This window comes from Bradyrhizobium sp. MV1.5 (assembly GCF_055807615.1).
The window spans coordinates 1-18,654 of sequence record NZ_JBVVPL010000071.1 but is presented as its reverse complement, the minus strand read 5'-3'; the positions used below and the strand labels follow the sequence as shown (position 1 = coordinate 18,654).

The 18,654-nt window shown below is 59.9% G+C and carries 18 protein-coding genes and 1 tRNA gene; 8 read left to right on the top strand and 11 right to left on the bottom strand.

Features of this window, described 5'->3' with window-relative positions; genetic code table 11:
- Positions 1 to 177: 177 nt before the first annotated feature.
- From AC0L2J_RS33530 to rplU, 3 genes are all read right to left on the bottom strand, one after another.
- Complete coding sequence (locus AC0L2J_RS33530) at positions 178 to 771, bottom strand: GNAT family N-acetyltransferase (RefSeq protein ID WP_473281545.1); 594 nt, start codon at positions 769 to 771, stop codon at positions 178 to 180.
- Between the two features lie 155 nt (positions 772 to 926).
- Positions 927 to 1,196: a 50S ribosomal protein L27 gene (gene rpmA, locus AC0L2J_RS33525; RefSeq protein ID WP_007598923.1), complete on the bottom strand. Its 270-nt coding sequence runs from the start codon at positions 1,194 to 1,196 to the stop codon at positions 927 to 929.
- A gap of 97 nt (positions 1,197 to 1,293) precedes the next feature.
- Positions 1,294 to 1,686 (bottom strand): 50S ribosomal protein L21, encoded by a 393-nt coding sequence (gene rplU / locus AC0L2J_RS33520; protein ID WP_007604396.1) that lies wholly within the window; start codon positions 1,684 to 1,686, stop codon positions 1,294 to 1,296.
- Between the two features lie 332 nt (positions 1,687 to 2,018).
- Here rplU and AC0L2J_RS33515 point away from each other — a divergent pair, with 332 nt between their 5' ends.
- From AC0L2J_RS33515 to AC0L2J_RS33505, 3 genes are all read left to right on the top strand, one after another.
- Entirely contained in the window at positions 2,019 to 3,170 is a 1,152-nt protein-coding gene (locus AC0L2J_RS33515; protein ID WP_473395851.1) for an ROK family protein, read from the top strand.
- 687 nt (positions 3,171 to 3,857) lie between these two features.
- Positions 3,858 to 3,947 (top strand) — tRNA-Ser (locus AC0L2J_RS33510).
- Positions 3,948 to 4,066: 119 nt separating this feature from the next.
- Complete coding sequence (locus AC0L2J_RS33505) at positions 4,067 to 5,284, top strand: DNA cytosine methyltransferase (protein ID WP_473395850.1); 1,218 nt, start codon at positions 4,067 to 4,069, stop codon at positions 5,282 to 5,284.
- Here the strand turns inward: AC0L2J_RS33505 and AC0L2J_RS33500 are convergent.
- From AC0L2J_RS33500 to AC0L2J_RS33490, 3 genes are all read right to left on the bottom strand, one after another.
- Positions 5,238 to 7,547: a hypothetical protein gene (locus AC0L2J_RS33500; RefSeq protein WP_473395849.1), complete on the bottom strand. Its 2,310-nt coding sequence runs from the start codon at positions 7,545 to 7,547 to the stop codon at positions 5,238 to 5,240. The two genes, AC0L2J_RS33505 and AC0L2J_RS33500, sit on opposite strands and share 47 nt — an antisense overlap.
- A 509-nt stretch (positions 7,548 to 8,056) precedes the next feature.
- Positions 8,057 to 8,839, bottom strand: a complete 783-nt coding sequence (locus AC0L2J_RS33495; RefSeq protein ID WP_473395848.1) for a hypothetical protein — start codon at positions 8,837 to 8,839, stop codon at positions 8,057 to 8,059.
- Positions 8,840 to 8,859: 20 nt separating this feature from the next.
- Positions 8,860 to 9,630, bottom strand: coding sequence for a hypothetical protein (locus AC0L2J_RS33490; protein WP_473395847.1), 771 nt, complete (start codon positions 9,628 to 9,630; stop codon positions 8,860 to 8,862).
- Positions 9,631 to 9,764: 134 nt separating this feature from the next.
- Here AC0L2J_RS33490 and AC0L2J_RS33485 point away from each other — a divergent pair, with 134 nt between their 5' ends.
- Both AC0L2J_RS33485 and AC0L2J_RS33480 read left to right on the top strand, forming a co-directional pair.
- A complete protein-coding gene (locus AC0L2J_RS33485; protein WP_473395846.1) occupies positions 9,765 to 10,196 on the top strand; it encodes a very short patch repair endonuclease in 432 nt (143 codons plus the stop codon).
- Between the two features lie 452 nt (positions 10,197 to 10,648).
- Positions 10,649 to 11,509, top strand: a complete 861-nt coding sequence (locus AC0L2J_RS33480) for a DMT family transporter (RefSeq protein ID WP_473395845.1) — start codon at positions 10,649 to 10,651, stop codon at positions 11,507 to 11,509.
- Between the two features lie 13 nt (positions 11,510 to 11,522).
- On the opposite strand, the gene AC0L2J_RS33475 is transcribed toward AC0L2J_RS33480, so the two are convergent.
- Positions 11,523 to 12,731 (bottom strand): EAL domain-containing protein, encoded by a 1,209-nt coding sequence (locus tag AC0L2J_RS33475; protein WP_473395843.1) that lies wholly within the window; start codon positions 12,729 to 12,731, stop codon positions 11,523 to 11,525.
- Positions 12,732 to 12,839: 108 nt separating this feature from the next.
- Between AC0L2J_RS33475 and AC0L2J_RS33470 the strand changes: the two genes are divergently transcribed.
- On the top strand, positions 12,840 to 13,058 hold the full coding sequence (locus AC0L2J_RS33470; RefSeq protein WP_473395841.1) for a hypothetical protein: 219 nt from the start codon (positions 12,840 to 12,842) through the stop codon (positions 13,056 to 13,058).
- Positions 13,059 to 13,277: 219 nt separating this feature from the next.
- On the opposite strand, the gene AC0L2J_RS33465 is transcribed toward AC0L2J_RS33470, so the two are convergent.
- Positions 13,278 to 14,441 (bottom strand): hypothetical protein, encoded by a 1,164-nt coding sequence (locus AC0L2J_RS33465; RefSeq protein ID WP_473395839.1) that lies wholly within the window; start codon positions 14,439 to 14,441, stop codon positions 13,278 to 13,280.
- A gap of 339 nt (positions 14,442 to 14,780) precedes the next feature.
- On the opposite strand from AC0L2J_RS33465, the gene AC0L2J_RS33460 reads away from it, so the two are divergent.
- Positions 14,781 to 15,404 (top strand): helix-turn-helix domain-containing protein, encoded by a 624-nt coding sequence (locus AC0L2J_RS33460; protein WP_063992381.1) that lies wholly within the window; start codon positions 14,781 to 14,783, stop codon positions 15,402 to 15,404.
- A gap of 82 nt (positions 15,405 to 15,486) precedes the next feature.
- Here AC0L2J_RS33460 and AC0L2J_RS33455 read toward each other — a convergent pair whose 3' ends face one another.
- From AC0L2J_RS33455 to AC0L2J_RS33445, 3 genes are all read right to left on the bottom strand, one after another.
- Positions 15,487 to 15,735: a hypothetical protein gene (locus tag AC0L2J_RS33455; RefSeq protein ID WP_007604412.1), complete on the bottom strand. Its 249-nt coding sequence runs from the start codon at positions 15,733 to 15,735 to the stop codon at positions 15,487 to 15,489.
- A gap of 123 nt (positions 15,736 to 15,858) precedes the next feature.
- Entirely contained in the window at positions 15,859 to 16,236 is a 378-nt protein-coding gene (locus AC0L2J_RS33450) for an Hpt domain-containing protein (RefSeq protein WP_473395852.1), read from the bottom strand.
- A gap of 158 nt (positions 16,237 to 16,394) precedes the next feature.
- A complete protein-coding gene (locus tag AC0L2J_RS33445) occupies positions 16,395 to 17,093 on the bottom strand; it encodes a Crp/Fnr family transcriptional regulator (protein WP_179950131.1) in 699 nt (232 codons plus the stop codon).
- A 576-nt stretch (positions 17,094 to 17,669) separates the two neighbouring features.
- On the opposite strand from AC0L2J_RS33445, the gene AC0L2J_RS33440 reads away from it, so the two are divergent.
- Positions 17,670 to 18,152: a response regulator gene (locus AC0L2J_RS33440; protein ID WP_473251001.1), complete on the top strand. Its 483-nt coding sequence runs from the start codon at positions 17,670 to 17,672 to the stop codon at positions 18,150 to 18,152.
- Positions 18,153 to 18,654: the final 502 nt, after the last annotated feature.

The window sequence follows — 18,654 nt, the reverse complement described above, 5'->3', positions numbered from 1 at the left end:
CTGTGAATGAGTTTCTGACAACCTCATTCTGGCACACTGATGCCGTAAGGGGCCGTCCACACCATCACCCCAGGGAGGAGTTAGGCGAAGATTCGTGGTTGGCACTTCGCGCCACGACTTCTCCCTGGGGTAATGGGTCCTGGCTTTCGCCAGGACGACAGTTGAGCCGCCTCCGGCCTACCTCACCCGCCTCGCACTGCTCCAGCTCTTCAGCGACGCCCACACGCCGCGTGACAGGCGGAAGCAGTCGACGGGCGTGGACGAGCCCAGCGCCAGGAAGCGATGCAGTTGGACGCCGCTCCACTGGAAGCCGCACTTCTCCAGCACGTTGCGTGACGCCGGGTTGGTGACGCGCGCACCTGAATAGAGATGATCGTCCTCGAACTCCTCGAAGAAGAAGTCGATCGCGCCGCGCGCGGCCTCGGTGGCAAAGCCGCGGCCCCAATGCTCGACGCCGAGCCAGTAGCCGAGCTCGGCATTGTCGGGCGTCGAGCAGTCGATGCCGACCATGCCGATGGGTCCGCTGTCATGCTCGATCAGGAACACGGTCTCGCTGCCGGGCGCGGCGGTGGCGCGGACGAAGGCGATAGCGTCGTCCTGCGAATAGGGATGCGGGAGGCGCCTTGTGTTGTCGGCGACGCGGCGGTCGTTGGCGAGAAGGGCGATGGTCCTGACGTCGGCGAGGGTCGGCCGCCGCAAGGTCAGCCGCTCGGTGGCGACGACGCTGGGTCTCGCCTCCTGCAAGGTCACGCTTGAAAAGTCCTGCAACATGTCCGGCTCCGTCGAAGTCACTAAGTGAAAACTCAGCACGCAAACGAAAGGGGAGGCCGGTTTCCCGCCTCCCCTGGAGCCTTCGATCTCTTTTGATCTCAAGGACTCCGCCGGTTCGGTCTGGGACCCGGCGGACTCCAAATTTGATCCACCGTCTATTCAGCCGCCTCTGCGAGCGGGAGCACCGAGATGAAGGTGCGGCCGTTGGCTTTGGCCTGGAACGTTACGCGGCCCTCGACCTTGGCGAACAAGGTGTGGTCCGTGCCCATGCCGACATTAAGGCCGGGATGCCAGGTGGTGCCGCGCTGACGCGCAATGATGTTGCCGGGAATCACAACTTCCCCGCCGAACGCCTTGATACCGAGGCGCTTGCCCTTGGAATCGCGACCGTTGCGCGATGAACCGCCTGCTTTTTTGTGAGCCATGGCTCGTCTCCGAAATCTTGCGTATGTCTAGATCAATTCCTTGACGGAATCATTTCACAATTTCTCACGCATCAATTCGTGATGGCGCGTGATCAAATTATGCGGCGGCCTCTTCGGTCGTGGTCTCTGGCTTGGCGACCTTCTCCCGCTTCGGACGCGGCCCCTTGGTGGGCTTGGCGCCGTCCGTCAGGATCTCCGAGATGCGCAGCACGGTGATCTCGTCGCGATAGCCGCGCTTGCGGCGCGAATTCTTGCGGCGGCGCTTCTTGAAAGCGATGACCTTGGGACCGCGCTTGTGGTCGAGCACCTCGACCGCAACGGACGCGCCTGCGACCGTGGGCAGACCCAGGATCGGCGTGTCGCCGCCGACCAGGAGAACTTCATTGAGCTGCACGATCGAGCCGACTTCGCCTTCGATCTTGCCTACTTCCAGGACATCATCCGGAACGACGCGGTACTGCCGGCCGCCGGTTTTGATGACTGCGAACATCGTTGTTTTCCTTCGTGTTCATTCCCGGCCTCGCGACAGAGTGTCGGGGCCGGCTTTTTGTCAGTCGTTATGGGTTTATGCGAGTTTTGTGCGGGCGGGAGTTATCCCTTTGAAAACCCACGCAAAAACAAGCGGCGCGAGAAACGCCCCGCGCCGGTTGCGGGATTTATAGCCGCTGACCGTCGAGAGTCAAGGAAAAGCCGGCGAAAACGGCCCGGATTTGAAGCATTTGGGCCCGATCCGGCCCCGCGGGCGAATTTCCGACAGCGCCGCAACCAACAGGTTCCCCCGCCGTTGTCCCCGCGAATTCAGTCACACGGGCAGGGGCTATCATGGCGACAGACGAGCTGGTCAAGACGACGACGGGCATCGCCCATCACGGGGCGGAGCGGCTGCCGTCGGTGGATATCGACAGCTTCAACATCGAGATGAAGGACGACGACGGCTTCATCGGCGACCGCGCCAGCAAGGGCGCGTTCAGGGAGATCCTCGAGCGCTGGCGCAAGCCGCTGCGCAAGTCCGGCGAGGACCCGTTCGGCAAGGAGCCGTCGGACGAGATCAGCAAGAAGACGCTGGACGCCATCCTGGTCGGCGACGACACCGAGGCCTGGGCGGTGGTGCACAGCGCCATCGAGGATTTTGCCCAGGAGCTCGCTTACGTCACCCGCCGCTTCCTCAAGTCCAAGGCCTGGGCCAAGACCGAGCGCATCGTGGTCGGCGGTGGTTTCCGCGATTCCCGTCTCGGCGAGCTCGCGATCGCGCGCACCGAGATCATTCTCATCGCCGAGGGCTTCAAGATCGACATGGTGCCGATCCGCCATCATCCCGATGAGGCCGGCCTGATCGGCGCGCTGCATCTGGCGCCGTCGTGGATCTTCGAGGCCCATGACAGCATCCTCGCCGTCGATATCGGCGGCACCAACATCCGCTGCGGCCTGGTGGAGACCAGCTGGAAAAAGGCAAAGGACCTGTCGAAAGCCAGGGTCGTGAAGTCCGAGCTGTGGCGTCATGCCGACGACGAGCCGACCCGCGAAGGCGCGGTGAAGCGGCTCACCAAGATGCTGAAAGGGCTGATCACCGAGGCCGAGAAGGAAGGCTACAAGCTGGCGCCGTTCATCGGCATCGCCTGTCCCGGCGTGATCAACGCGGACGGCTCGATCGAGAAAGGCGCGCAGAACCTGCCGGGCAATTGGGAGAGCAGCAAGTTCAACCTGCCGGCGAGCCTGCTCGAGGGCATCCCCTCCATCGGCGAGCACGATACCGCGATCCTGATGCACAATGACGGCGTGGTTCAGGGCCTCTCCGAGGTGCCGTTCATGCAGGATGTGGATCGCTGGGGCGTGCTCACCATCGGCACTGGGCTGGGCAATGCCCGCTTCACCAACCGCCGCAAGGACAACGGCAAGGACAAGGATAACGGCAAAGACGGGGATTCCACGGGCAACGGGAAGGAATCCGGCAAGAAAAAGGGCAAGGGCGACTGAGCGTAAAGGGCGACTCAAGCGAGGAGGCTCTTGGCTAAATCCACCGGCCGCGGGCTTGCTCCGCCTCTCCCGCGTGCGGGAGAGGCCGACGCGCCCCGGGCGATGCGAAGCATCGTCCGCGCGCGGCGGGTGAGGGCTCTCTCCACACGGGGGGTCTCAGACACGGTCGCCAGAGTAACCTTGACTGGTTAGGTTAAGGACCGGATTGCGTTGCGGTGCACCGGCCGCACGCTACGGTCGGAACCGTCGCCTCACCTGGCTGGCGAAGCCGCCCTTCCCAGCCAGTATTTCAATGAGCGGCACCGGGACCGCCAGTGTTTACCGCGTCTGGCGGTCCCACCCCTTTTTTTCGAACATGCGATGAATCTCAGTGCCCGCCCCATCCGGTGGTGCGCTCCCTCCCCCGCGCTTGTCTCGCCGAAGCCCGCCTTCGGGCGAAGGCGGATGCCGGGAGGGCGGGGGAGAGGGTGTCTCCGCATTGGGGTCGCGAATCGGACTCCACCTCGCGCCCGACAAATACGCGTCAAACCGGCAATGGGGCCGCCTTTCCCTCGCGTTCGTGCCGGGAAGGGGCGGCCGGGCCGAAACAGGCAGCGGATTTTCGCCCTCGCAAGCCTTGTCTGGCCCGCCATCCTCGCCTATTAACGCCCGAACCACAGGGGCCCTGCTCCTTACTTGGCGCCTTCAGGAGAGGTGGCAGAGTGGTCGAATGCACCGCACTCGAAATGCGGCATAGGTGCAAGCCTATCGGGGGTTCGAATCCCTCCCTCTCCGCCAATATAAATAACTATCTGATCTCATCTCGATACTAGATAAGCCATCGGTAACTTCACCGACAAAATTAGCTCTGCCCAAGAAAGATGTGGAGGCTTGATTCTGTATCCAATCAGCCCTTCTTGGCCGAGCATCTGTGGAATACGGTAAAGTCGCAGTTGTTTTGGGCGAGGCGTGCGTTTTTTGGGGAGGCGTGCGTTTTTTGGATGGGCGGGAAACCGGTTGCGATTGATCTATTTTGTGGGGCCGGAGGTTTCTCTTTAGGCGCGATCATGTCCGGTTTTCGTGTTGCGCTGGCCGTGGACTGCGATGCAAACGCATGTCGGACGTACGATGCAAACATCGTGAGGGGAATGCGAAGTAAAACGCGTCTCATTGAGGCGGACATCGCGGAAATGGCCGTGACGGAACTTCAAAGGGAGATGTTTGGGCTCAAATGCGACCTTATTATCGGAGGCCCACCCTGCCAGGGATTTTCGTCTCATCGTTTGAAAAATGCCGGCGTTGATGATCCGCGGAACCGGCTTCTTCTACGATACTTCGAGATTGTATCAGTACTCGCACCTAAGTTTTTTATAGTCGAGAACGTGCCAGGTCTTCTCTGGCCCCGTCATAGAAGTTGGCTACGTCGCTTCTATTCGATGGCCGCTGCTAGCGGTTACGAAGTTGACGAGCCGGCATCCATAAATGCAGCTGACTACGGCGTTCCGCAGCGTAGAAAGCGGGTGTTCATTCTGGGGCGTCGTCGCGACGTGCCCCCTGTGCTATTTCCTCCTGCGGCGTCGCATTGCAACCCGAAGCTGGTGGCTGGCACGTCATCCAAGCCGTGGAATCCTGTGCGAGAGGTTTTCAAAACGTCGAAAATCAAAGGCGATCCAAACGACATTCATATGAAGCACGGGCGTGAACTGACCGATGCTTTTAAGGCAACCCCGATTAACGGTGGTTCTCGAACAGCTTCTGGTCGGACGCTTCGCTGTCATCAGAAGCATGACGGCCATTCAGATGTTTATGGTCGCATTGACCCCAGCTTGCCCGCGCCGACCATGACGACGGCCTGTATAAACCCTTCCAAGGGGCGCTTTGTGCATCCCACTGCGCCTCATGGAATTACGGTGCGCCAAGCTGCGCGCATACAGACGTTTCCAGACTGGTTTGTGTTTCACGGAGGGCTGATGGCGAGCGGACAACAGATCGGAAATGCTGTCCCGCCACGCTTAGCTGAGCTGCTTCTCAAACCGCTCATGAAAAATTTGCTCAGTTCGAGACCCGAAAAAAAAAGGACTCTTGACGCTATCTCCGCTCACGAGGGCGAAGAGCATATTGGTTCCCTCTTCTAGGTTTGTGCGCACCGTCGCTTTTCAGCCTCTTACGCACCTGAAACGCGGTGCCCCGATCTCGATCCCAGCCCCAATCGGCGGGCGCGTCCACGTACGTAGGCGACAAGGTGCCACCGATCTCGATCAGATATCTTGCAGGCCGCGGAGGCCGATATGCCTGATTTTCTAGCGCCACGCCCCTATCGTCCAGATCGAGCTCGTCTCGTACATTGTCTGCAAACTGACTAGGGTCCCGCTTTAGTGACGTAATCGGATGAATCTTTATGACGTAGTCGCTAGACTGAACCAGTGCGTGTAGTAGCGGCGCCACGCGTCTCCGCGAGACTTGTAAGTCGTGACCATCGGCCCCTTCTTCCGCGATATCAAAATACGTGTGTGTCGTAACTACGGTCACGCCTCTGGTGCGAAACATTTCGTATAAGGCGGGCCAAAGAATCTCGCTGGCCTCCAAGCGCGGAAACTGCAGGAAAACGTTATGCACCCCGTCTATCAAGACTCCATGGTAAGGCGCGCCATCCAGTTCTGCCGCCTCGAGCTTTTCTGCTATCTGACCGATCAGTTCTTCAGGCCCCAGATAGCCCGGCGCGAAATGGGTAACGTCTATCCGCACATGAAGCTGGCTTTTTCGCGCAAAAGAGTCCCGGCTCCAGTGCCGTTGCTTCTTGCGCAGCTCTTCGTAGAAAGCCTGTTGATATAGGAAAGACAGAATGAGGATTCGTCTCTCCGATGGGTCGACGTCCTCGAACCAGGGCCACTCTTCATCGGTGACCTCCGTTTCGCTCTTAGCTTCAAGAGCAAATCGCGGATTTTTGTTTCTATTTTCGCGATTTTCTAGCTGCTTTTGTAGCCGCTCGTCATGCTGAAAGGGGCTTGCTAAGATTCTCATTCCGAAGAGTGATTTGCTGCTACTGCCCTTCCCCAAGACGAGAACCTGGGATCGATCTGAAATCATTACCAGCGGGCGATCTTCTTCGTCATTGGTCGGAACGTAGCCATCTCTCCTCAGCAAGAAATCGATGGTGAGATGCCTGCTCGGCTCGACCCAAAATCGGCCTCTACTTTCATCTAAAAACTTATGAATGTGTGGAAATATCCGGACGCCGGTATTATTGCTTGAAAGGTCTAGAACGTGCGCTCCGGTGCGGGAGACTTGTCGACGGGTTTTCTTGAGACGAAGGAGTCTTGACGGCGGATCCATTTCCGATTTTGCGGCCGCAAACTCTAACGACGCAACGATGTCGACCAAGTAGTCAAACTCCGACAAGTCGCTTCGTACTTCTTCAGCTGACATCGCCAATACGAATGCGCCAGTTTGCTGACACTTTTCGATTAGCATTCTCAGTTGCTCACCAGATGAGTCAGAGCCATTTGCTGGAAACATTTCATGCACGCCATCGAGTACGATGAAGAGTGGCATCAAGCCCGGCGGGCAATTCGCTGGCGTCGGAAGCTTTGATCCGAATTTTTGCAAAGTCTCTTCAAGGAACGCCAGCACTTCAACAAGCTTGTCACTATGCTTGCCTTCCACATGATGAGGGTAGAACCAATCTGCAGGATCTTTGTATGACTGCGTGCGCTTGATGAAGGTAGGAACGAGTGTTCGGATTCTTTGAATGAGGTCGTCAGTTCGCTCCTCACAAGAGAGGTACATTGTTTGAGTTCCTAGCGGCGCCAAGGCTGCCGCGATGGCGAGCGCCAGGGACGTTTTGCCAATTCCCGCCGTTCCATTTAGACGGCCTAGGACGCCGACCTTGGTTGTAAATCGTATGCCACCCTGAAATACCTGATCGGCACCCGCGATTGCGACCGGCAGTCCATCCAATTCATTCATGAGCTCCGCTGCTGTTGGCAGGCGTCGTACTTCCTTTGGGCGGTCAAACTGATACACGCCGACATCGGGAACGAGTGTCTCAGTTAGCAGAAACGATGGAAGCGAAATTTCCGGCTTCCTATCGTCATTCTTGGGATTCAAATAACCGTCTTGGCTGCCGAAGCGCAGCATCAGAAGGCCCTTGGATGCGAGCAAATGGCTTACAATGAAATCAGTGGCGGTTTTGAGAGGGAGATTGTCTCGCTTTCGATCGAAGCTTTCGATCTTGTTAAGGGAGGCTTCGACACGGTCAAACCTTATTATCTCGCGTATCCGCAGAAAGGCATTGCTTGTGACTTTTGCGTCTTGCCCGAGATCTGCTTCATTCGTTGCCCATTTTTTGCTGGCCGAGCCGCACCATCGGTCGTCAAAACGCAGAGCTTCCTCAAACAAGTATGCTCGGATAGCGGCGTGGGCTAACGCGGCGCTCGCAGGAAAGTCCGGGGAAGTGAGTAGATTTCGACAGAAGTACAGCGGCGAATAGCAAAAGCTAGGATGCGAATCTTGAGCCTCGGCACCTTGGTAACGCCTAGCTTGCTTGGCAACGTTCTCCGCGCGGGCCAGCATCCGGGACAGGACTAAGCTGAATCGACTAGGAGCGGCGGGCGGAGGAGGAGGATTCTTGTTGTCTCTTACAATCACGCGAAAGGATGTGTTTCGCGGCCCCTGAGCAAAGTGTGGGTCGAAGTGGTTAGAGAGCCCAGCGACGTACAAATAGAAGTGTCTATTTATAGACTCGACCGCTCGCACATCAGTGAGGAGAAGTTTTGAAGGTTCTTGGAGTAGCTTGAGAGTATCCGAATAGGCTCTCATGAACCCCACGAAAAAGGCCGGTAATGCTTCTCCAAAAGGAACTGCACCCTGCAGCAAAAATCTGCGAAAGCCAATCGGGCCCTGGTCACTCATGCTGCTGGCCTTTCTTCGTAGGCGTGTCGTAAGGACCAGTCGGTTTTGTCCGCTACATTCTTCATTCCAGTAAACAACCGGTCAAATTTAATGCCAGAGCTAGAGCGGTTGGCGTGCTGGCGACTCCGTCGCGCGACTTGAGCTTGATAGGTCGGCCCAATCGAGCCGCGGAGTTCTTCAGATACGCGTGCAGCAGTAACGACATCCAACGCATCAAAGAAGCGAGACAGACTCGCATTCGTCTCAACTCCTAAGTTGCCAGCTTCGCGTCTAAAAATTGTGATTAAGTCAATTGCTTGATCCGCGGAAAGCTCAGTGGATTTTGGAGTTTCTTCGAAAGCCCTCGCCACGTAGTGAGCTTCGGAGGTTTTAGCTATCAGCCGAAACCTTTCGATTGGCTTTTTTTTTGCTACGTCCTCCTGGTTCAATCGAACTAATGAACTGGAAGCAAGTGCCCCGCGTAGCTTGACGGCGCATGTAATTGGCCAAATTGTCTCGGCGCCCAGGTCGACCGCCTTGTTGGAAACGAGCCTTTCGATCAATTCTCCAAGCGCCTGATTCTTGATAGAGGTCTGGCCGATTAGTACATCTAGCCCTCGCCACTGTTCGACATCCGTTAGCGAAGGAACAATCTCGAAAAGCAGCTCTTCTGTCTGCTTCTTCGTGTCCTTGCTCAGATTTATTTGACGAACGAGTTCATCAAGCCTGCTCTCCCCAGCCGGCCCTTTTTGCTCCTTAGACCACTGCGTCAGAATGTGCTTTAATTCAGTAGCGTTCATCGCGCGCCATCACTGGTGAACTATACGTCGTAGTTATGAGAACCGGCGGCAAGTGCATCGGATACGTTAGCTTTGGAAGGATAAATGATCGTCTGGCTTAGGCGAGGCGAAACAGCGATCCATTCCCTTAACCCTAATGCAATCGGATTAACACATACCGGCCTCGTCCTGCCTGTTGGACGCCAAAATTCTTGAAAGAACCAGCTTACGTCGTACACGCAAGGTCTGCGGATCGGGTTGACTGACGTCAGCGGAATGCCGAAAATTGCGAACTCTTCACCCAACGAATACGGTAGGCCCAAAATGCATGGTAGCGTTCCCAGGTCGATACCTGCCTTGGGATCGTCGTCCGAGGCATCATTCTGAAATAGCCACACGGTTTCCTTTCTAAGGGTAACCCGCTCTTTCAGTCTGGCAAGGTCCCTCTGCTCATCGAGGGAGAGATACCCCACTGATCGGAAAACCAGGCTTACGAGCCGCTCAGCTTCTGCATGGTCGCAGCCCATCTGGTCAGCAACGCCTCGCTCAAGTCCGCGAACGGACCACACATTTCCAAGCACCCGTTCAGGAGGGGCCGTCTGCGCCTGCGGCGCATTCGAAAGGCCCATTTGTCTGTGCTCGCATTGCTCATCCCAGGCGTGGCCGCTTCCGACCATCAGGTCCTGCAATAGTTCGTGCTGATGGCTAGCGAGTTCGGAGGCCGCGACCCTCTCCAAATCTACTAATCTAGTATCGCCAACGATATTATTTAGCGTCTGGAGCAAGTGTTGATTTGATCGGATGTCACCCATAGATGCGGAAGTCCAAAAGAATTGATCAATTAATGGGCAATAGGACAACCAGAAATGGAGGAAAACTGCAAGAGTGTATCAGGATCGTGTCCCCAACACAGTGCTTCTAACGAGTTCGCTAGGTGACATCGAATATGGACCAGTTGGGCGTTTCAGGCCGGTCAGCCTTGATGCGGAAAGTGCGACGCAAAGGAACTGCGCCCGAACTCGTTGTTCGTTCGGCACTCCACTCCCTGAAGCTCAGATTTCGTGTCAATCGAAGCGACCTTTTCGGGAATCCAGACATCGTTTTGCCTAAATGGAAAACAGTGATCTTCGTACATGGGTGCTTTTGGCATGATCATGCCGGATGTCGAAGGGCCTCAAAGCCTTCTACCCGAGCGGATTTTTGGCAAGCCAAGTTCATTCGAAATCGGAAGCGGGACATCTTGGTTAGAAGGACGCTTCGGGCGAATGGTTGGCGGGTCATAACCATTTGGGAGTGCCAAGCTCGACGGCCAATTCTCAGAACGAGGCTCAGTCGTCTATTTCCGATTGAGATGAAGAAGCCGAAGGAAGATAGTTAGCCTGAGCGAGCGCCCCTATTTGGCAGCCCTATCCATCCGTTACCCCTTGCGGCGTAGCTCCATCGAAATCCATGATGATTTCTGGACCAGTCACGAACTGGTTGGGCTTCGGGGAGATGAAGGCGCACATCATTGATCGCGAGTTTTTCGAGCTTGCCGATAGCCCGCAATGCTCGCCGATCAGGCCTTTTGCAATAGTGATACCTTGCTCCTGTTTTGCCCGACGAGTCAAACGACGCCTGGCGTCATCCGAATCCGCCGACCCTAGGATCTCTGACGAGTCAGGCGTTTTCACCCCCCGCGTAAGTCATTGATCTTGCAGCCCCCGTCTACTGTGCATGGGGTTGTTTTCGCGCTTTTTGTTATTGGGCCGTCGAAAACTTACAGGTAATCGTCACGCCACCCCGGCTGGCTTGTCCAGTTGGGACCACCACCCACAAGGCAAAACGGACATGCAATCTTCCGGCAGCGGCTGGGGCAACGGGCTTCTTGGCGTCATCATCTTCAGCGGCTCGCTGCCGGCGACGCGCGTGGCGGTCGGCGGGTTCTCCGCGCTGTTCCTGACCTCGGTGCGCGCGGTCATCGCGGCGCTGATCGGCGTGGCCGTGCTCGGCCTGCTCCGTCAGGCGCGGCCGCAGCGCAAGGATCTCGTCTCGCTCGCCATCGTCGCCATCGGCGTCGTGGTCGGCTTTCCCTTGCTGACGGCGCTTGCGCTCCAGCACATCACCTCGGCGCATTCGATCGTCTTCATCGGGCTCCTGCCGCTGTCGACCGCGATCTTCGGCGTGCTGCGCGGCGGCGAGCGGCCGCAGCCGATGTTCTGGCTGTTCGCTGTTCTCGGCAGCGCCACGGTCGCGGGCTTTGCCCTCTCCAACGATGGCGTCGCATCGCTCACCGGCGATCTGCTGATGGTCGCCGCGATCGTGCTGTGCGGGCTCGGCTATGCCGAAGGCGCCGCGCTGTCGCGCCGGCTCGGCGGCTGGCAGGTGATCTCCTGGGCGCTGCTGCTGTCGCTGCCGCTGATGCTGCCGGTCGCGATTCTCACCTGGCCGTCGACATGGAGCGGCATCAGCGTGCCCGCCTGGATCGGGCTCGCCTATGTCTCGGTCTTCAGCATGTTCGTCGGCTTCATCTTCTGGTATCGCGGCCTCGCGATCGGCGGCATCGCCCGCGTCGGCCAGTTGCAGCAGCTCCAGCCGTTCTTCGGTCTCGCGCTTGCAGGCCTGCTTCTGCACGAACCGGTGGCCTGGAGCATGATCGTCGCGACCGCGCTGGTGGTCGCCTGCGTGGTCTTCGCGCGGCGGTTTGCCTGAGGCCGCCTCACTCTCACCCCAGCACCGTCCGCGTCAGCGTGCTCCGCGCGAACTTCTTCAGCGGCATCGGCTTGCCGAACAGAAAACCCTGCACGAGGTCGAAGCCGAGCTCGTTGGCAGTGACGAGGTCGGCGCGGCTCTCGACGCCCTCGGCGACGGCGTGCACGCCATAGCCATGTGAAAGCTCGACGATGTGGCGGCACACCGTGCGCTTGAGGCGATCATTGCCGCTGCCGGTGACGAAATGCCGGTCGGCCTTCAGCTTGATGAAGGGAAGTTTTCCGAGGTCCATCAGCGACGGCCAGTTGGCGCCGAGATTGTCGATCGACAGGCCGATATTGTGCAGACGCAGTTCGCGGGCGACCTCGACCAGGTGATCGAGGTCGCGGATCGCCTCCTCGCTCTCGATCTCGATCGTCAGCCCGCCGAACGCCGGATGCGTCGGCATGCGCCGGCAGAGATCGCGCACGGCCTGCGGCTCCTTCAGATAAGACGACGGCAAATTGATCGCGAGATCGACCGGGCTCTGCTGCTCCAGCAGATAGTGCCAGTCCTGCATGGCGCGCTCGATCACGAATTCGGAGAGGTCGCGCAGATGCGGGTCGTGCTCTTCGGGGATGAAATAGGCCGGCGGCACCACGCCCCAGGTCGGATGCCGCATCCGCACCAGCGCCTCGGCGCCGTTGCGGATCAGCGTGCGCGCGTCGATCTTGGGCTGGTACCAGAGCTCGAGCCAGCCGGCGTGCAGGGCCTCGCCGACATGCACGGCCGGGCTCGGCGCCGGCTCCTCGGGCAACAGCATCGCGACGCGGTCGCGCAGCGTCTCCGCGGCAAAGGGCGTGGTCAGCGGCGGCAGCATCTTGAGGCCGTATTCCTCGCCGACCTGCTGCACCGCCCTGACGATGATCGACTCGCGGGCGCCCACGGTCAGAACCCTGCCGTCGAAGGCCTCGCGCACCAGCGTCTCCAGAAACTTGCCGGGCTCGATGCCGTCGGCGGCGATGCCGAGCAGGATCAGGTCGGGCAATTCGCTCGTCAGCACGCTCTGCAGCTCCTCGGCGCTGGCGCATTCGGTGGTGACGAAGCCGAGATCCTCCAGCACTTCCGCGAGAAACGCGCGAAGATGGCGCTTGCTGTCGGCGACGCATGCGCGCGGCTTCACCTTTCGCCGTCCGAAGGTTTTGGGCCTTCGTTCGGCGAGTTCTACAATTCCGTCTTTCATCGCACGCCACTCCCGTTCCGTGCCGGTGTGTTAGCGACGTGAGCAGTTTCAAATATGGAGGGCTTCAGCCGATCGTCGAATTATCTGGGTAACGTTAAAGCGCCCATCATGTCTAAAATTGTCTGGATCTCGGTCGAGAAGTTTTTACGTCTGCCCGCGCATCGGGCGCAGAGTTGCGGCAATCACTGGAGATTTCGCGACGTGCCGTGCGGCGGCATGCAAGCGCACTGTCCTGCAATTGGACGCCGCCGCGCGCGCCTCGCCCAATTGAATAAGGCAGCGCCTCAATTGCGCGCGATGCGCGCATTTTTCCCGGTTCGCGCGTGACGGTTCTGCGACAATGCGTCGGCGCGCGCCGGCGCCAGTGTGAAGCAGATCACAAGCGGATTGCTGCAGGTGCGCTATTGCTTCGGACAGCCGGTGGTGGGCTGTTGAGGATCACAGCAATGACGTCGCGGCGAATAATGTATTGGTGGTTCAGGTTCGTGCTGTCAGGGCGATTTCTCGATCGCTTCCTGTGCCTGCCGCGCGCGCATTAGCGCGGGATCAGGTTTGGCCGATCAGCTTGCGCAACGCGGCCGCGCCGTCCTCGATCGCATCGCGTCCCTTCCAGGCCAGATAGGACAGCTTTCCACCGAGCGTGTCGTGGCTGCGCAGCCGTCGCGAACCGAGAATGTGGCCGACATTGGAGGGGAAGCGGCTCACCTCGGCCGATACCAGCGCCGCGATCGCGTCCATCAATTGCTGCAGCCGAATGCCCCACTCGCACTGCTCGATGCCGTCGATCCGCACCTTGAGCGCATATTCGGTGTCGTAGATCTCGGTGAGCAGGTCGCGCGCAATCAGCACCCGGTTGTGCCGGAGCGCGATGCGCAAGGCGAGGCGCCTGTCGTCGAGCTGGTCCAGCACCATGTGGACGACGCAGGCATAGGGCGTGGCGGCGACATCGGCGGGGCTCTTGCTCGCGGCGGCCTTGGTGGCAAGGCGCACCAATTGCCAGAACGTCTTCAGCCGTCTCGCCACCAGCGTCAGCGCGAACGGCAGCGCCTCGGGATGGGCCTTCTTGAAGGCGTCCAACCGTGCGGTGATCTGGTCAACCTGGCCGTCGTCGAATTTCGCGATCTTCTCGGGCAGCCTTTCGTTGAATTTCGGCAGCGCGGCGCCGGCGCGCAGCACATGCTGCATCTTCTTCACGTCGTCGAAGGCGGTGCGGGATGCCGTATATTGCGCGAGCTTGCCGCGTGCGAACTCGGTGCTCTCCGCTGATGCGAGGGTGCTTTCGAGAACCTTGACGACCTTGGTCTGGAAGGTCGATGCGATCTTTTGCACTTCCTTCGGGTTGTTGGCGGCGACCTGGTCGTTGATCGCCTTGGTGTAGTCGCGCGCCATGGTCGGCAGCAGGTCGCGGCAGATCCACTCCCAGATCGGGGTGAGGGTGTTGCGCGAGATCCGCCCCATATTGGCATGCTCGGGCGCGCCGTCGATCAGAAGCAGCTCGAGCGGCGCAAAGAAATGGCGCGACGGACTGGTGGCGCGCGCCTGGCTCGATCCGTCCTTGCGAAACTCGGCCCGCAACCGGGATTGGAGGTCGGATGAGCCCGGCATGTCGATGCCGCACAGCTCCAGCCGTTCGAGCTCGCTGAGCAGACAGCTGCGCGACAGCGGCGTCAGCTTCTGCAGGAAGTCCGATAGCTGGTCGATCTCGTTCATCGCACGCAATCTTCCGCAACGTTTCCAGCAGGCCTATCGGCCGCATGCATGGAGGCATTTGCGCGCTCTCAATTGCGACATAGAGAAGCAAGCCGCCGTTAATATATCGGTAAAATCCGGGTCCGCGCGTCATCGGCGGGGACGTGATCGTTAAGACGGCTGAGGGTGACCGCCCATGATTTGAGCAGTTTCATCAACCTAAGAATGTTGAGGGGCCTCGCGACTCAAGCACAAAGTGTGCCTGCGCCGGCGTTTCAGCACAAAGCTGCCAGATTCACCGTAGTCTTACGGAGCAAAAAGTTAACCACAGATCGCGTCGGGTTCCGCTAAACGAGTGACATGGGGTCACAGAATGATACGGCCACTGATTCGCGGCCGTCGGAATGGTACGAAAGCAACGCCGCTCCAACTCAAGAGCTCGATGTCGTCCGCCTGAACGCCGCCCGTGCCAAGGCGGCCGACGAAATGGCCGCCGCCATCGCCCGCGAGCTCAACGGTCCCCTCACGGCGCTCCTGCTCTATATGGGCGAGATCAAGCATCACAGTGATCAGCTCGCGCCGGTGACGGGTGATCGTGCCTATTTGCAGCGCGTCGTGGAGAATGCGCTGGTGCAGACCGAGCGGGTTTGTGGCCTCGTCAAACAGCTTGCCGGTTCTCACACGGGTGGCCTGCCGATCGCGTCCAGGGCCGAGGACGCCGAATCGAAGCTCGCGCGCGCACCACAGCCGCAGCGCGTGCCGAGCGCCGAAATGCACGGCCTGTCAGGCCAGAAGCGGCTGACCAAGCGCGAGCGCGAGGTGCTGAGGCTGATCAGCGAGGGCTATTCGAACAAGCAGGGTGCGCTTCGGATGCAGATCAGCCCGCGCACCTTCGAGAGCCATCGCGCCGAGGCGATGCGGAAGCTCGGTGCGCGCAACACGGCGGACCTCGTCCGTGCGGCGCTGCTGCATTCGATCGACTGAAGGCTCTTGCCTCGGGCCGCCCGCCAGCGGCGAGGGCCAAGGTGAGACACCTCTCGAGAAAGACCCGGGGCTTCGATTACGCTCAGAAATAATCTTCGGCGAAGGGACGCGCGCGCGGCGAGGGCCGCAGCGGCTTGAGCTCTTCCTTCGGCACGTTGGGAATGATCGTGATGGTCCAGCGGGGCGGCATGCTCGATTCCTGCTCCAGCACCGAGCGCACGAAGCCCGTCACTGTCGCCTCGCCAGCGGCCACCGTCGCCATCCGGCCGTTGAACTGTGCGATGCGGAAGCGGCGAACTTCTTTCTGGTCCGCGGTCTCGTAGGTGAACATGGAAACCCTCCTGGTTTCCGGCGACTATCGCTGCCTATGATTAGCCATCTGTGAAAATCCCAAGCCGTAGAAGTACGGCGGGCATGCACGCGTGAGTGGTTACGGCGTTTTCGAGCGAGCGCGTCAGCCCTCCGGCTCCAGCGCGCGCCCGGCGGCATAGGCCGCATCCATCAGGTCCAGGAGGTCGCGAAATCCGGCGTCGCCGAGGCTCTCCGCGGTCTTCTCCAGCCGCAGCGCCAGCGCCGCGAGCCGGACATAGCCGAACGTCCCCGCCGCGCTCTTCAGCGAATGCGCTTCGCGCGCGATCCTGCCGGGATGCTGCGCGAGCGCGAGCGTGCGGAGCAGTTGCAGGCGCGCGCAGGTGTCGCTCCAGAACACGTCGCGCACTTCGCAAGCACCGTCCTCGCCGATCTCGCGCACCAGCGCCTGGTACGCGCCCGGCTCGCGCGCGGGCTCGGCATCAAGCGCCGTCTGCGCAGGCGCGACGGTGACTTCGAACATGGTTTGGCCTGCCTTGATCACGGTTCCCTTGCCGCCGGCCCGTACAGGCGCGCGCGGCACGTTGCGTGTCTACGGCATCCGCATTTCAGTTCCGGTAGCAGGACAATCCGTGTTTGCGGGCCGGAATTAGCGGACGGTTTACCACGCCGCAGCACCAGTCAGCGCGGGCCGAGCAGCCGGTCATACTGCGCCTTCACCGTGGCGTAGCATTCGCACGCCGTCTGGCGCAGGCCGTCCAGGTTGAGGATCTGGATGTGTCCGCGGCTGTAGTTAATGAAATTCGCCTGCTGCAAGGTATTGGCGACCAGCGACACGCTGTTGCGCCGAGCGCCGATCATCTGCGCCATCGCCTCCTGGGTCAGCAGCAGCCGGTAGTCGCCGGAGAGGTCATGGGTGTGCAGCAGGCAGCGCGACAGCCGCGACTCCACCGGATGGGCTGCGTTGCAGCCCGCGGTCTGCTGCACCTGCGCGTACACTGCCAGTCCGTGACGCGCCAGAAGCGTCCGCAGGGTGCAGCTCTGGTCGGCCGCGACACGCAGCCGGTCGAGGTCCATCATCGAGGCGGAGCCTGGAACCAGCACGATGGCCGTGTTCAGCGCGCAGGCATCGCCCATGATGGAGAGCGTTCCGAGCAGGCTGTCGCGACCGATCATGGCGACTTGCACGTGCTCGCCCCTGGCGAGTTCCACCACCAGAGAGATGACGCCGCGATGGGGAAAGTAGGCGCGCTTGAGCGTTTCGCCGGTCTCGACCAGCACCGCGTCATGCGGCAGATCGCCCGTACGCAGGTGCGGGCGGATCAATTCATAATCGTCTGCCGACAGCGCGGACAGGAAGCCGTTGGAGGAACGCACCATCGTTTCCAAAGTAGCCTCCTGTCTCCCTGACCAGTGGGCCGCAGCACACGAAACTGCTTTCCGTCCGGGCAAGTTCCATCATGTTCCCGCCGGGATATATTGGCAATTGGGACAAGTTGTCCGATCGGCGACCGCCGCCTGACGCCGGGCTCGCCAAGACAGATTCCCTGACCATTTCCGAGGTACCGAGTTGGAGACCCAGCAGATCCCGATCGATCGACTGGAGCATCGGTTGGAGAGTGGTCGCGGTCATGGTTGATCCCCATGCGTTTCGACGTGATCCGCGCCGCGTCCGGTTCGTCATCCGGTTGTGCGGCGACAAATATTGTTATAACGGTTGTGTCGGTCTGCGTATACCCGTTGGGGGGCAGACAAGCTGGGCCATTTGCGGCGGAAATGAGAATGGCACGCTGATTCGCTCATGAGCCGGCGCGCCGGCCCTGCGAAGTTGTGCAGGTAAAAGCGGCAAGGGGGCCTTCATGGGCCGGAGGCGCTACATCCGCGCCGCGTCCGTCGCCTTCCCCGCTCCGCCAACGACCTTCGCGACTGTCCATTCCTCGAGCAAAGGAGCATGGCGTGCGCCACGGTTCAATTATTGAATCGCCGATTCGGGAAGCTCAAGCTGGGACAGAAGGTCTGCGCCATATTCTCGTCGTCGACGACGACCCGATGGTCTGCATGGCCATCGAGGTCTATCTCCAGCGCAACAATTTTCAGGTGACGATCGCCGAAGGAGGGGAAGCCGGACTTCGCGCGCTCGAACACCAACAGTTCGATCTGATGATCATCGATATCTTCATGCCGCACATGCGCGGGTTCGAATCGGTCCGGATCTTTCACGAGCGGGCGCCGGACGTTCCGTTGATCGCGATGTCCGGCTACGCGTTCGCAAATCTGAATTCGCCAGCCCCCGATTTCCTCCGGATGGCGCTGGAGCTCGGTGCGACGCGCTGTCTGCGCAAGCCGTTCACGCCGCACGCGCTGCTCGCCGCCGTAAACGATTGCTTGGCGGAGCACCGTCCTCACGACGACCTTGTCTCGGCCGCGCGCCTGGGTTAGCGCCGGCACCGGCCGCGGTGGACGCGGGTAACCGTTCGTTTACCGCGAATGCGGGTCTTGCGTATCTCGGCAAAGCACCAAGCGAAAGTGGCGAGACCGCCCCGGATTGCAGGCGGCTCGATACAATTCCGCGAAGAGCGCGGATATCGTCCTTCACAAGCAGGGCTTTCCCGCGCGCCTGGTCCCGCTGTTATCGGCACGTTCACCTCACGCGTCTCGCCGTTGCGGCGTGGTGCCGGATTTGCCGAAAAACGCTGTCGCATGCGGTCGAACGGCAAACTTGTCTTCAATATCCGTATTAGCACGGAGGATGAAATTAACGGGACCGTGAAAGGGGATGTCTAACGATCCAAGGCGGGGGACTTCCGTTCATGCCAAGCGCGGCTCGGGCGTCGAGGTCCAGATCCAGGTCAGTAAGGCGTAGCTCATGGATGATCTGTTGCGGGAGTTTTTGACGGAAACCAGCGAGAGCCTGGACACCGTGGACAATCAGCTGGTGAAG

Bases quoted from the DNA above. Each gene is read 5' to 3' on its own strand.
- AC0L2J_RS33475 (WP_473395843.1), bottom strand. From the start codon at position 12,731: ATGAAAGACGGAATTGTAGAACTCGCCGAACGAAGGCCCAAAACCTTC.
- AC0L2J_RS33530 (WP_473281545.1), bottom strand. From the start codon at position 771: ATGTTGCAGGACTTTTCAAGCGTGACCTTGCAGGAGGCGAGACCCAGC.
- AC0L2J_RS33445 (WP_179950131.1), bottom strand. From the start codon at position 17,093: ATGGTGCGTTCCTCCAACGGCTTCCTGTCCGCGCTGTCGGCAGACGAT.
- AC0L2J_RS33465 (WP_473395839.1), bottom strand. From the start codon at position 14,441: ATGAACGAGATCGACCAGCTATCGGACTTCCTGCAGAAGCTGACGCCG.
- AC0L2J_RS33485 (WP_473395846.1), top strand. From the start codon at position 9,765: ATGGACCAGTTGGGCGTTTCAGGCCGGTCAGCCTTGATGCGGAAAGTG.
- AC0L2J_RS33480 (WP_473395845.1), top strand. From the start codon at position 10,649: ATGCAATCTTCCGGCAGCGGCTGGGGCAACGGGCTTCTTGGCGTCATC.
- AC0L2J_RS33470 (WP_473395841.1), top strand. From the start codon at position 12,840: ATGTCTAAAATTGTCTGGATCTCGGTCGAGAAGTTTTTACGTCTGCCC.
- AC0L2J_RS33450 (WP_473395852.1), bottom strand. From the start codon at position 16,236: ATGTTCGAAGTCACCGTCGCGCCTGCGCAGACGGCGCTTGATGCCGAG.
- AC0L2J_RS33515 (WP_473395851.1), top strand. From the start codon at position 2,019: ATGGCGACAGACGAGCTGGTCAAGACGACGACGGGCATCGCCCATCAC.
- rplU (WP_007604396.1), bottom strand. From the start codon at position 1,686: ATGTTCGCAGTCATCAAAACCGGCGGCCGGCAGTACCGCGTCGTTCCG.
- AC0L2J_RS33495 (WP_473395848.1), bottom strand. From the start codon at position 8,839: ATGAACGCTACTGAATTAAAGCACATTCTGACGCAGTGGTCTAAGGAG.
- rpmA (WP_007598923.1), bottom strand. From the start codon at position 1,196: ATGGCTCACAAAAAAGCAGGCGGTTCATCGCGCAACGGTCGCGATTCC.
- AC0L2J_RS33455 (WP_007604412.1), bottom strand. From the start codon at position 15,735: ATGTTCACCTACGAGACCGCGGACCAGAAAGAAGTTCGCCGCTTCCGC.
- AC0L2J_RS33460 (WP_063992381.1), top strand. From the start codon at position 14,781: ATGGGGTCACAGAATGATACGGCCACTGATTCGCGGCCGTCGGAATGG.
- AC0L2J_RS33490 (WP_473395847.1), bottom strand. From the start codon at position 9,630: ATGGGTGACATCCGATCAAATCAACACTTGCTCCAGACGCTAAATAAT.